Raw genomic sequence first — 12,683 nt, forward strand, 5'->3', positions numbered from 1 at the left:
TCACACCTCTACCTGCTCGGCGGGGAGAGCTACCGGCTGAAGCAGAAGACGCTCAGCTGACGGTCATGGGTGGGTCAATTTTGTTGACCGCTGGTGGGTCATTTCTGATGGCCATTGACACCAGCGAATCCCCCAGCGTCAGTTCGACCCCTCGAGGTGGGGCGCCAAGCGCTCATACTCATCCCTCGGCAGGGCCGCCAGCAGGTGATTCTGACGAGGATCATGCGGCAGGACCATGGCTGATACTCCCGTATCGGTAAGCCAGCCCCGACCCCAGGGTCCGGAAAGTGAGCTTGCCTGATGGTGGTTGACGTGAGGAGGCAGGCGCGCAGGAACCGAAGCCCATGCTATGTACGCCAGCGCACAGAAGCGATCCCGTCACGCCACTACGCTCGTACGCGCCAAGACGCAAGCGGCAGGTCAGGAAATTCCGTCCCACCGGGGCGCCGGAACGGGGAACCGACCCATGGCACTCTTATCGCTCTGCAATGATAGCGCCTGTTTTCACACGAGCGCGAGCGGCACACCGGGCGTGGCGGCGCAGGCTTCACCTCTAGGAGTGGTTGTAGGGGTGGTTTCCCCTAGGCCCAGCCTCGGGGTATCGACCACTATAATAAGGCAGGAATCCCACACCATGAATGATTTGACAGCCCTCACCCTGCTGCCACAGGAGCAGCTCACCCTGGCCAGCTACCATGAGCTCGCCGAGATGCATCGCTACCGCAGAACCGCCCTGTGCTTCTTGCCCACCGCGCGACACGTCAGCCGGCTGATGGCAACGCTGGGCATGGAGTGTGAACAGCGTCTCGAGCGATTGCGCTCGGTGGCCGAGCAGCTGGAGTTGAGCGCCTGCGTCGCCGCCGACCGGCGCCTGCCCCCACCCTCAACGTCCGAGACCGCAAAGCACTTCTTCATCGTCGACGATGCCATGGCCGCCCTGCGGCTCGACCAAACCCTAGACGCCGCCTGCCACTCGCGGCGCTTCTACGACCGGCTCCTGGAAACCAACGCCACCTCCGAGCTCCACCGCATCCTACAGGCATTCGCCAGGCAGAAGCAGGCCGAATGCCAAGTCCTTGCGGAGTTTCGTGCACAGTGGAATGAAGTGGTCCCCGAAAATCGGACCAGGCGCTAAGCTCTGATCAGATCGACCAGGAGTGCCTGATCATGAGCAAGATACGTCGGCACTACAGCAGTGACTTCAAGGCCAAGGTGGCCCTCGCCGCCTTCAAGGGCGACCAGACGACCTCGGAGCTGGCCGCCCGCTTCGAGGTGCCCCCCTTCCATGGATCGCCAGCAGACCCAACGCCTGGAACCGCACCAGCGCACGCCCCACGGTTTCTTCGGTAAGCCCTTCTCGCAGCCCTGAGAGTTTCGAACATAAGTGGCTGTGCAAATATTTTCGCGCAGCATTTTCGGCAGTTCGATTTAAAATCAATAGGTTGCGCGTGTTCCTTGTTGGAGATTCACTGCACAACCACTTAGGGAACCACTGATCAATTCGTCTTTGAGCGGCTGAAGGGCTCAGAGTGGTACAACCACCGCGCCAGCGATCATTGAATTAACCGCACTAAGCGCATCAGCTGCCAAGCTGAAAATTGATCAGCGGTTCCTTAGGAGAGAAGCACTGGCGTTGACAACCACGGTATACCGGGCATAGCCGCCCGGAGTGGCAACCACGCGAGCTCTGGTACACTCGCTCCATGACAGAGGTAGACAGATATCCAATTTAAATGAATCTTTGCCAGTTCGACCAGCAGATTTGCCGTGGGACCACCCGGCTATGAAAATTACCCAACTCAATATCTATCCGGTCAAGTCGCTGGGTGGCATCAGGCTCGACGAAGCCGTGCTCACGGCCGAGGAGCTTGCCTGGAAATCGCCCCAGTGGCTTCGGCAGACGAGCTCTATTCCGGAAAGTATGCCAGCTGCATGAATGAGTCGGGCGGTGTCACCGTCAATATGATGAACTGCACAGTGAGGAAATCCGGACAACCTTCAGTGGCGTTGACAGCACAGCAGGTAGGCGGTTTCCTTCAGGGTTTCATACTCCTCCAGCGACATTATGGTGGCGTGCCGATCATCCGCTCCAGCCATGGATGAAGATGAGCGTCGGTTCGCCACTACCCTGCACTTCGTAGGCAATCGGCACACCGTCCGCTGAGTCGGTCATTCGTGGCCAGTTGACTTCGGCTGCCAGCGCTTGATTGGTAAGCGCCAACAGCAGAATCAGCCCCAAGTAACCCACGCCGTGTAACGCATAGCCCCTCATGACGCTCTCCCTATCATTATTCGTGGCTGGCGAGGTTGCCGCATCGGCGGTGAGCATCAGCCTGGCCGCCGCTCGTTCTCGTCAACCCCTGATCTCGGCGATGACCTCGCCGGTCTCCTCGTCCAGCCCGGTCTCGGTGAAGCCAAGGCTGGCGTAGAAGTCCCGGGCGACCTGGTTGGTTGGTACGTAACAGATCGCAATCCGCTCGAAGGGACCCTTTGCCCGGATCTCGTCCACCACACACCGCATGGCCTTGTGCCCGATGCCTCTTCCTTGTTGATGCCGATCGACCATGAGACGGAAGATATTGTAGGCGGGCGGCCTACCATCGTGGTCGAAGGACTCGTACATCAGAAAGCCGACCACTTCCCCGTCACAATAAATGGCGCGGGGTCGATAGGTCGGATGGACGCTCGACTCGGCAATGGAATACAGGTTGCTCGCGACATAGTCGCGCTGTGATTCCGCGACCTCCAGCGTGATGATGGCGTCGAAGTTCTCCCGCGTGACGTCCTTCAGCTCTACGTACATCGTGATGACTCCAGACGGGATATGATCTGTGTAGTGTGGCATGCCGGGCGCCTCGGCGAATCACCGCTGTCGCGAGCTGAAGCTGCTTCCTACAGCGTCTCTTCCAGGAGCATGGCGAGCCGCTTGTGATGCAGGGCGTCGGCGGTTGCGTCAAAGGAGGGGGCGTCCTTGGCCGTGAAGCCGTGGGCGGCACCCTTGTAGAGCTCCGTGGTGAAGTGTACGCCGGCCTTGGCCAGCGCCTCGTCCATGCGGGCGATCTGCTCGGGGGGCAGCAGTTCGTCCTTGTCGGCGTGGCCGAGATAGACGCGCCCCTCGATGCTGCCGACTACGTGGACTGGGCTGTTCGGGTCGTCGGCCTCCGCCAGCCGGGCCGAGTGGAAACCTGCCGCGGCGGCAATGCGGTCGGGGTGTTCGGCCGCCATGCGCAGCGCGAAGGCGCCGGTCATGCAGTAGCCGACCACGCCGATCTTGCCGTCCGCGAACTCGGCCTCGTTATCGATGCAGCCGAGCAGGGATGCGAAATCGCGGCATTGCGCCTCGGGCGTCAGGTGGCCGGCATACTCGAACAGGGTGGGACGCACGTCCGGATCGCGGAAGGTTTTGCCCGCCGGCACGACGGCGCCTCTCGCATCCCGGTAGTAGACGTTGGGCATCAACACGGCATAGCCGTTGTCGGCGATCTGCTGGGCCTTCTCGTGATAGCAGGGACGCAGGCCGCCGATATCCGTGAACAGCACCACTGCTGGCAGTGGACCTGCGGCGTTCCCGGGCGTGAAGACATGGGCGTCGATGGTGCCGTCGGCGGCGGGAATGTCGATAGCGCGAGACATGGGCGGGCTCCGGGGTGTCGATGGGATCCAAGACGCATCTAACCAGAGACGGGCCCTGTTGACGAGGCTGTTTCTCTTCCGCTCCTGGCCGATTTCTGGCGCTTGTGCCGATCGCCGGTTAGCGTGCCGGCCTGGGGGCGTACAGCCTGCTCTGACAATGCCGAGCGTTGAGTGAATCGCTGACCCGCGCAGTCAGTGAGCCGGGGGTTAGGTGATACCCTGACCCTGCCGATCGATGACGGTCACTGACGGAGGCGCCATGAGCCAGATCTTGAGCATGCAGACCTGCGCAGGCGATGCCCGCAGCGCCGTTCGCGAGTTCTACCAGGGTGTCATTCAGCCCGATACCGAGCTGGTGATGTTCTTCTGTTCGAGCCACTATGACTTGACGGCGCTGGCCGACGAAATGAGTTGCCTGTTCGGCGACATACCGGTGGTGGGCTGCACCACGGCGGGTGAAATCGGCCCCTTGGGGTATCGCGACCACACGCTCACTGGCGTCAGCTTTCCGGCTGGCAGCTGTACGGCGGTGACGGGGCGGCTGGATTCCCTGCAGCGATTCAGCATCGGCCGGGGTCAGGCATTCAGCCAGTCGCTCCTGCAAGACCTCGAGGCGCGAACCACGAGGCCAAGCGGTGGCAACAGCTTTGGTTTCCTTCTGATCGATGGCCTTTCCGTGCGCGAAGAGCAGGTGGCACAAACGCTGCAAACGACACTGGGCGATATCGTGCTGGTGGGTGGCTCGGCTGGGGATGACCTGCGCTTCGCCCAAACCGGGGTCTACCATGACGGGGTCTTCCACCGCGACAGTGCCGTACTGGTTCTGCTGAACACGGACTTTGCGTTCCGCCTGTTCAAGACCCAGCACTTTCTCTCCCAGGAGGAGCGTCTTGTGGTTACCCGGGCCGATACGGAACGGCGGGTCGTACACGAGATCAACGGCATGTCCGCCGCCCAGGCCTATGCCGATCTGATCGGCGTCACAGTGGACGTGCTCGATCCCGGTCATTTCGCCGCCGCGCCGGTGGTGGTGCAGATCGATGGCACCGATTACGTGCGCTCGATTCAGAAGGCCGAGCCGGACGGTAGCCTTACCTTCTACAGCGCCATCGACGAGGGACTGGTTCTGCGCGTGGCGCAGGGCCTGGACCTGGTCTCCGATCTGAAGGCGACGATGGCGCAACTCCGTGATGAGCTTGGCCCACTGCAATTGGTGCTCTCCTGCGACTGCATCCTGCGCAATCTGGAGGTCACCCAGAAGGAGAGCAAGGCGGCCGTGGAGGCGGTTTTCATGCGCCACCGTGCGGTTGGCTTCAGCACCTATGGTGAACAGTACGGTGGCGTTCACATGAACCAGACGCTGACCGGCATTGCCATTGGCAGTTCTCCTCGCAGCGCAATGAGTGGATCGTCGAATTGCCTGAGCGAGTCCCACCCTCAGCGGCAGCGGAGCTCACGGGCCGCTGGGCCCCCGCTGGAACCGCTGCGGCAGATCGAGACCGCAAGGCTGCACCGAATGATTCAGGCGCTGATGGACCGTGCCGAGCGCAGCATCAGTGTGCGCAGCTCGGACTTCAGTCTGTTCCAGACCGCGGTGATGCTGGAGGATCAGGTACGAGCGAGAACCGGCGAGCTGGAGGTGGCGCTGCGTGAGAATGAGCAGATCAATCAGGCCCTTCAACTGGCCCAGGAGGGGATGGCGAGAGAGATACGCGAGCGGCGGGAGGCCCTCGAGGCCCTGGAGCGGGAGAGGGAGGAGCAACAGGTTCTCATCCGCAAGCTCGAGGAAGCCCATAACCAACTGCTGCAGTCGGAGAAGCTCGCGTCCATCGGCCAGCTTGCCGCGGGGATCGCTCATGAAATCAACAATCCCATCGGCTTCGTCAATTCCAACCTCAACACCCTGAGCCAGTACATCGATGATCTACTGCGATTGATCGCTGCCTACGAGACGCTAGAGCCAACGTTGACGACCGAGGACGCGGGGAAAATCGACGCCCTCAAGAGGGAGCTCGAACTGGATTACCTGCGCGAGGATGTCGGCTCGTTGCTCGCCGAGTCTATCGATGGTACCGCACGGGTATGCCGCATCGTCCAGGACCTGCGGGACTTTTCCCGCACCGGTGCCGCCGACTGGCAGTTCGCCGACCTCCACCAGGGGCTCGATAGCACGCTCAACGTGGCGGCCAACGAGATCAAGTACAAGGCCAAGGTGGTGCGCGAGTATGGTCAACTGCCTGAGATCGAGTGCGTGCCGGCACAGCTCAACCAGGTTTTCCTCAACCTGCTGGTCAACGCGGCACAAGCGATCGAAGAGCATGGCACCATTACCGTTCGAACCGGCTGCGAGAGCGATCAGGTCTGGCTCACCTTTGCCGACAATGGAAAGGGAATGCCAGACGAGCTGCAGTCGCGGATCTTCGATCCCTTCTTCACCACCAAGCCGGTGGGCGAGGGGACCGGTCTCGGTTTGTCGCTCTCCTATGGCATCGTGCAAAAGCACGGCGGCCGCATCGAGGTGGATAGTCGGCGCGGTGCGGGGACGACCTTTACCATCTGGCTGCCGGTTCGGCGTGCCTCCTCGGACGAAAGCGCCTCAGCGCTTGAACGGCCGCAATAACCCGCCGATGCGCGGATCCAGCCTATCCGGAGCCGCCGCGCCCTGCAGCGCTGGCGGCTTCTCATCTCTCACGCCTCGATCCACACCTCATCGCCCTTGAAGCACACCTTCCAGGTGCGCAGCGCCACGCTCTCCTCTTCCAGGCACTGGCCGTCTTCCAGGCGGAAGTGCTGCTTGTAGATCGGCGAGGCGACAACGGGCTGTCCCTGGATATCACCGACGATGCCGCGGGCGATGACGTTGGCGCCGGAGAAGGGGTCGTGGTGGTCGATGGCGTAGAGCTCCTGGGTTCGGCCGGGGAGCTGCGACGTGCTCGGGTCGTGGGGAAGGTAGAAGAGGGCCACCTGGGCGGGGCCTTCCGGGGTTTCCACCCAGGCGGCGACGCCGGAAAAGGGCACCAGGTCGGCGCGGGTACACAGGGTTTGCCAGGTTTGGGTCATGGTCTTGGCTGCGGTTGCGGTGTTCATGGAAGTGTCCTTGTTCGTTCGGCAAATGCGAGGCCAGGTATCCAGTAAGGGCGGCGCTGTGCGCTGCTTCGCCCGATGAATCGGCCTCCCACAAAGCCAGGAGGTGCCGTTAGGCGGGCCTTAGCTGGCCGCGCTCGCTGGTGTATATGATGTCCGGGTCGGGGCGGGCGTCGTTGACGAAGCTGCGGAAGCGCTTGAGCTTCTCCGGGTCGCTGATGGCGCCCGCCCACTCGCATTCGTAGGCGTCGATGACGGTCTGCATCTGCCGTTCCAGCTCCTCATTGATGCCCAGGCTGTCCTCGAGGATCACCTCCTTGAGGTAGTCCAGGCCGCCTTCCAGGTTCTCGCGCCAGACCGAGGTGCGCTGCAGGCGGTCGGCGGTGCGGATGTAGAACATCAGGAAGCGGTCGATGATCCGGTAGAGCTGCTCGTCGTCGAGGTCGGTGGCGAAGAGCTCGGCGTGGCGCGGGCGCATGCCGCCGTTGCCGCAGACATACAGGTTCCAGCCGTTCTCGGTGGCGATCACGCCGATGTCCTTGCTCTGGGCCTCGGCACACTCACGGGTGCAGCCGGAAACGCCGAACTTGATCTTGTGAGGCGCGCGCAGGCCCTTGTAGCGGTGCTCCAGCTGAATCGCCATGCCCACGCTGTCCTGCACGCCGTAGCGGCACCAGGTGCTGCCCACGCAGGACTTCACCGTGCGCAGCGACTTGCCGTACGCGTGGCCGGTCTCGAAGCCGGCGTCGATCAGCTCGCCCCAGATCGCCGGCAGGTCCTCCAGGCGGGCGCCGAACAGGTCGATGCGCTGGCCGCCGGTCACCTTGGTGTAGAGCTCGTACTTCTGCGCCACCTGGCCCAGCACCACCAGCTTGTCGGGGGTGATCTCGCCGCCCGGCACCCGCGGCACCACCGAGTAGGTGCCGTTCTTCTGCATGTTGGCCATGAAGGTGTCGTTGGTGTCCTGCAGCGGGATGTGAGCCGCGTCGGTGATCGGCTCGTTGAAGCAGGAGGCGAGTATCGAGGCCACCGCCGGCTTGCAGATATCGCAGCCAAGGCCCTGGGTTTGGGGAGAGCCGTGCTTCTCGATCAGCTCGCTGAAGGTCTTGATGCCCTCGACGCGCACGATGTCGTAGAGCTCCTGGCGGGTGTAGTGGAAGTGTTCGCAGATCGACTTGTCGACCTCCACGCCGCGGCTCTCGAGCTCGTGGTCCACCAGGGTCTTGAGCAGCGCGGCACAGCCGCCGCAGCCGGTGCTGGCGCGGGTGGAGCCCTTCACCGCGCCGAGGTCCACGGCGCCGCCATCGATGGAGGCGCAGACATCGCCCTTGGTGACGTTGTGGCACGAGCAGATCATGGCGGTGTCGGGCAGGGCGTCCGGCCCCAGCGTGGGGGCGGCGTCGCCGCCGGCCGGCAGGATCAGTGCGGCCGGGTCCTCGGGCAGTTCGATGCGGTTGGCGTAGTACTGCAGCAGGGTGTCGTAGACGCTGTTGTCGCCCACCAGCATGGCGCCCACTACGCGCTTGCCGTCGCTGGATACTACTAGCTTGCGGTACTGCTGCTTGATGGGGTCGAGGAAGCGGAACTGACGCGCGCCGGGGGTGCGGTCGCCGTGGGCGTCGCCGATGGAGCCCACGTCCACGCCCATCAGCTTGAGCTTGGTGCTCATATCGGCGCCGCGGAAGGCCTCGCCGGGGCGCTCTCCGGGGGAGGCGAGCAGGGTGGAGGCCGCGGCCTTGGCCATCTGATAGCCGGGGGCCACCAGGCCGAAGATGCTGCCCTGCCACAACGCCACTTCGCCCACGGCGAGAATCGCCGGGTCGCTGGTCAGGCAGCTGTCGTCGATCACCACGCCGCCGCGCTCGCCGATCTCCAGGCCGCAGTCGCGGGCCAGCTCGTCGCGGGGGCGAATGCCGGCGGAGAACACGATGAGGTCGGTCTCCAGCACCTTGTCGTCCTGGAACACCATGCGGTGGCGGCTGGCCTCGCCGTCGATGATCTCCTGGGTGGCGCGGCCGGTGAGCACCTGCACGCCCAGCGCCTCGATCTTCTCGCGCAGCAGCTCGCCGCCTTCGCTGTCCACCTGCATCGGCATCAGGCGCGGGGCGAACTCCACCACGGCGGTGTCGAGGTTGAGCCCGCGCAGGGCGCCCGCCGCTTCCAGGCCGAGCAGGCCGCCGCCCACCACCACGCCGGTGGTGGCGCTGTCTGCGGCGTCACGAATGGCGTCGAGGTCTTCCAGGGTGCGGTAGACCAGGCAGCCTTCGCGGTCGTTGCCGGGAATCGGCGGCACGAAGGGGGTGGAGCCGGTGGCCAGCACCAGGCGGTCGTAGGGGAAGCGGTGCTGGTCGGTGACCACTTCGCCGACGTCCCGGTCGATGGCGAAGACCGCCTCGCCGAGGCGCAGCTCGATGCCGTGCTCGGCGTAGTACTCCCGAGTGGAGAGCGCGAGCGAGTCGGCGTCGCGGCCGCTGAAGTACTCGGAGAGGTGCACCCGGTCATAGGCCAGATGGCGCTCCTCGCCGAACACGGTGATGGCGTAGCGCTGGGTGGCGCCCTGTTCGACCAGCTGCTCGACCAGATGGTGGCCGACCATGCCGTTGCCGATGACGATCAGTTGCGGTTTAGCGGGCGTGTTCATGCGGCCTCCTTCGCGGGGCAGTGCGGTGATTCGTTCGATTCGTCGAGCAGGGCCTGGGCGTCGGTGGCGCCGAGCAGCAGGGCCGCGCGGCAGGGGCCGAGGTCGACCCCGGCCAGGGCCTGCTCGAAGTACCAGGGGCCGGAGGCGGTATCGCCATAGAGCACGGCGCCCTCCAGGCGGCCATTGCGCAGCAGCAGGCGGCGGTAGTCGCCCTGCTCGGGGTCGTGATAGGCGAGCACCTCGTGCTCGGGGTCGGGATCAATGGGGCCGAAGGCGTAGAGCGACACGCCGCTGACCTTGAGCTTGGTGGCGCTGGGCTGCTCGACATAGCCGTCGACCGTCTCGCCGGCCAGGTGGGCGGCGAGCACCTCCACCTGGCGCCAGATCGGCTCCACCAGGCCATAGGTGGTGCCCTGGAATTCGCAGCATTCGCCCAGGGCGTGGATCGCCGGGTCGGCGCTGGTGAGAGTCTCATCGACGACGATGCCGCGGTTCACGTCGAGGTCGGCGCGACGGGCCAGGGCCACGTTGGGCACGATGCCGATGGCCACCACCACGCAGTCGGCGGCGAGCCGGGTGCCGTCGGCCAGGTGCACGGCGCCTACGCGGCCGTCGGCGCCGGCTTCCAAGCGCTCGAGCTGGGCGTGGGTGTGGATGTCGAGTCCGCGTTCGCGCAGCTCGCTTTCGAGCAGGCCGGCGGCGGTGGCGTCGAGCTGGCGGTTCATCAGGCGGTCGTCGCGCTGCAGCAGGCTGACTCGCATGCCCTGTCCGCGTTTACGCAGCCCCTCGGCGGCCTCCAGGCCCAGCAGCCCGCCGCCGATCACCACGGCGCTGCCGCCGCGCCCGCCGGCCGGGTTCTGGCTGTAGTGAATCAGGGCTTCGGCATCATCGAGGTCCCGGAAGACGTGCACCCCGGGGAGCTCGAGCCCCGGCACCGGCGGACGGGCCGGGCTCGAGCCGGTGGCCAGCACCAGGCGGTCGTAGGCCAGGGTGCGGCCCGCATCGGTGGTCAGCCGCTGGACCTGGCGATCGATGTCGCTGACCCGCTCCCCCAGGATCAGCTCGATGCCCTGGTCGGCGTACCAGTTGGCGTCGCGCAGGGTCAGGGCGTCGCGCTCCATCTCGCCGGCCAGCAGCGGTGAGAGCAGGATACGGTTGTAGGCCGGGTCGGGTTCCTCGCCGATCACGGTGATCCGCGACGGGCGCCCCGGCTTGCCGACCAGGGCTTCCACCAGGCGATGGCCGGCCATGCCGTTGCCGACGATCACCAGGTGTTCGGTCGGTGGGTAGGTGGCTTGGTGCATGGTCTGGCGCCTCCGCAGCGTCGAATAAGGGTCACGAAAAAAACGAAGGCGCCCCGGCGCGTCGCCTCCCGGAGGAGGGTGCGCTGGGACGCCTTCGTCCAATGCATGTCGGTGTGTCGAAGGTGATCGCCATTGATCACCGGGCGGTTCGACTTCCAGGTTCTTCCAGGTTTCTTTCAAGAACCTGGCCAGGGCGCCATTTCTTTGGTTTTTGTCCTTGTTTTTCAGTTGTCTATGGCTGGTTCGGTGGGGCCGGGTGGTGCGCTTCGATCCACGCGGTGCACATCACTGGTGCATGGCGGCATCGAAATGCACGGGCGCGTAGCACTCGTGCAGGGTGCGAATATCCAGCCGGCGAGCGCTGCCGGCCAGGTGACGGGCCAGCGGGTCGGCCACCCGGCCCATGGCCTCGATGTCGGGGCGCAGCACCCCCTCGCCGAACAGGCGCTGGTACAGCGGGGCGCTGTTCAGGCGAAGGTCGTCGAGATGGCCCACCGAGCGGTCGAGGTAGGGGGGCAGGGCGAGCCAGTCGCGGGCCTGGCGCTGGTGGTCGGGGGCGGTGGCGAGCCACTGGCTGGCCGCCACCACCGCCCGGATCAGGGCGGTCAGGGTGGCCGGGTAGCGTCGGGCCCAGGAGCGGGTCACACCCAGTACCTTCTCGGGATGGTCGGGCCACAGGTCGGCGCCGCCGGCGACAATCTGGCCGACGCCGTCGTGCTCGGCCAGGCTGCCCCAGGGTTCGCCGACGCAGAAGCCGTCGATGGCGCCCTCCCGCAGCGTCGCCACCATTCGCGGCGGGGGCAGCACCACCAGTTCCATGTCGCGATCCGGGTCAAGCCCGCCCAGGGCCAGCCACTCGCGCAGCAGGTAGTGCTGGCAAGAGTAGGGGTAGACCATGGCCAGCCGGGGCCGGCGGCGGGGGTGCTCGGCGAGCCAGGCGGCCAGGGCGCGGGCGCTGGCGCGGGGCGGCGTGCCGCCTGCGGCGCCGCAGGCGTCGGCGAGCGCCGTGGACAGCACCAGGGCGTTGCCGTTGCGGGACAGGGTGACGGGGGCCAGGGTATCGCAGGGCGCGCGCTCCAGGCCCAGGCTCATGGCCAGCGGTAGGGGCGAGAGCATCTGGGCGCCGTCGAGCAGGCCAGCGGCCACCTTGTCGCGCAGCGTGGACCAGGTGTTCTCCCGGGACAGCGTGACCTCCAGCCCCTGCTCGGCGAAGAAGCCGTACTCGCGGGCGATGATCAGCAGCGCCGCGTCCAGCAGCGGAATGAAGCCCAGGGTCAGGTGTGGCAGTTCCGGGGGTTGGGATGTCTCCATGGTCGCCCTCTTCATGGTTGCCCTCTGTGGATGGTCGTTTCCTTCGGGCGGTTTGGGGGAAAGGTCCGCGCTAGCCATGGCGGGGTCTCCTACTGCGCATCGGGCGGTCGCATGTTCAGGCGTTCGAGGATATCGATGACGCTGTCGGCCACCTGAGCGATGCGCTGGCCGCGGTCCATGGCCAGCTTGCGCAGCATGCGGTAGGCCTGCTCCTCGTCGCAGTCCTGGTGTTTCATCAGCAGGCCCTTGGCACGCTCGATGCGCTTGCGCTCGGCCAGCTGGTTGCGCGTGCGGTCGAGCTCCTGGCGCATGCTCTGGAAGGCATCGAAGCGGGCAATGGCCACCTCGACGATGGCCTCGACCCGCTCGGGTACCAGGCCGTCGACCACATAGGCGCTGACCCCGGCCTTGAGGGCCGCTTTCAAGGTGTCGGAGTCGTGCTCATCGGCGAAGAACACCACCGGCCGGGGGTTCTCCCGGCTTAGCAGCGCCATGCTGTCGAGGGTGTCGCGGTCGGGCGATTCCATGTCGATGATCACCACGTCGGGCTGGTGGCGCGCGACCATCTCGTTGAGGCTGGCGGGGCTCGTGAGCCGGCAGATGACCCGGTGTCCCTCGGCCATCAGCGCTTCCTCGACCATGGCGGCGCGAACCACTTCGTCGTCGACCAGCAGTATGTTCAGGGGGGAGGGCATAGGTCGTCGCTCGTG

General features: G+C 65.3%; 11 protein-coding genes and 1 pseudogene. 4 read left to right on the forward strand and 8 right to left on the reverse strand.

From position 1 onward, the window contains the following. Positions 1–634: 634 nt before the first annotated feature. The 3 genes and pseudogenes from HOP52_RS16210 to HOP52_RS16220 all read left to right on the forward strand — a co-directional run bounded on the left by HOP52_RS16210 (position 635) and on the right by HOP52_RS16220 (position 1,936). The gene (locus tag HOP52_RS16210; RefSeq protein WP_238978453.1) at positions 635–1,135 is read left to right on the forward strand and encodes a hypothetical protein; all 501 of its coding nucleotides are present in this window, start codon (positions 635–637) and stop codon (positions 1,133–1,135) included. A gap of 32 nt (positions 1,136–1,167) precedes the next feature. Then, a pseudogene (locus HOP52_RS19735) lies at positions 1,168–1,281 on the forward strand (transposase); the annotation flags it as partial. Between the two features lie 502 nt (positions 1,282–1,783). After that, the gene (locus HOP52_RS16220; protein ID WP_238978454.1) at positions 1,784–1,936 is read left to right on the forward strand and encodes an MOSC N-terminal beta barrel domain-containing protein; all 153 of its coding nucleotides are present in this window, start codon (positions 1,784–1,786) and stop codon (positions 1,934–1,936) included. Between the two features lie 144 nt (positions 1,937–2,080). On the opposite strand, the gene HOP52_RS16225 is transcribed toward HOP52_RS16220, so the two are convergent. From HOP52_RS16225 to HOP52_RS16235, 3 genes are all read right to left on the reverse strand, one after another. Next, positions 2,081–2,272: an alpha/beta fold hydrolase gene (locus HOP52_RS16225; RefSeq protein ID WP_238978455.1), complete on the reverse strand. Its 192-nt coding sequence runs from the start codon at positions 2,270–2,272 to the stop codon at positions 2,081–2,083. Between the two features lie 81 nt (positions 2,273–2,353). Continuing rightward, positions 2,354–2,803: a GNAT family N-acetyltransferase gene (locus HOP52_RS16230; RefSeq protein WP_238978456.1), complete on the reverse strand. Its 450-nt coding sequence runs from the start codon at positions 2,801–2,803 to the stop codon at positions 2,354–2,356. An 89-nt stretch (positions 2,804–2,892) separates the two neighbouring features. Then, entirely contained in the window at positions 2,893–3,633 is a 741-nt protein-coding gene (locus tag HOP52_RS16235; protein WP_238978457.1) for a dienelactone hydrolase family protein, read from the reverse strand. 259 nt (positions 3,634–3,892) lie between these two features. Here HOP52_RS16235 and nosP point away from each other — a divergent pair, with 259 nt between their 5' ends. Then, on the forward strand, positions 3,893–6,253 hold the full coding sequence (gene nosP / locus HOP52_RS16240; protein ID WP_238978458.1) for a nitric oxide-sensing protein NosP: 2,361 nt from the start codon (positions 3,893–3,895) through the stop codon (positions 6,251–6,253). Between the two features lie 68 nt (positions 6,254–6,321). Here nosP and nirD read toward each other — a convergent pair whose 3' ends face one another. The 5 genes from nirD to HOP52_RS16265 form a co-directional block, all read right to left on the reverse strand. After that, complete coding sequence (gene nirD / locus HOP52_RS16245; RefSeq protein ID WP_238978459.1) at positions 6,322–6,720, reverse strand: nitrite reductase small subunit NirD; 399 nt, start codon at positions 6,718–6,720, stop codon at positions 6,322–6,324. Positions 6,721–6,829: 109 nt separating this feature from the next. Then, positions 6,830–9,358 carry a nitrite reductase large subunit NirB gene (nirB, locus tag HOP52_RS16250; protein WP_238978460.1) on the reverse strand — a complete coding sequence of 843 codons (2,529 nt, stop codon included), beginning with the start codon at positions 9,356–9,358 and terminating at the stop codon, positions 6,830–6,832. After that, positions 9,355–10,662, reverse strand: coding sequence for an NAD(P)/FAD-dependent oxidoreductase (locus tag HOP52_RS16255; protein ID WP_238978461.1), 1,308 nt, complete (start codon positions 10,660–10,662; stop codon positions 9,355–9,357). Before HOP52_RS16255 ends, nirB begins: the two co-directional genes overlap by 4 nt. 285 nt (positions 10,663–10,947) lie before the next feature. Beyond that, a complete protein-coding gene (locus tag HOP52_RS16260; RefSeq protein ID WP_238978462.1) occupies positions 10,948–11,973 on the reverse strand; it encodes a CmpA/NrtA family ABC transporter substrate-binding protein in 1,026 nt (341 codons plus the stop codon). An 89-nt stretch (positions 11,974–12,062) separates the two neighbouring features. Then, positions 12,063–12,668, reverse strand: coding sequence for an ANTAR domain-containing response regulator (locus HOP52_RS16265; RefSeq protein ID WP_238978463.1), 606 nt, complete (start codon positions 12,666–12,668; stop codon positions 12,063–12,065). Between the last annotated feature and the right edge of the window lie 15 nt (positions 12,669–12,683).

The organism is Billgrantia campisalis, from assembly GCF_022341425.1.
Lineage (GTDB): Bacteria > Pseudomonadota > Gammaproteobacteria > Pseudomonadales > Halomonadaceae > Halomonas > Halomonas campisalis.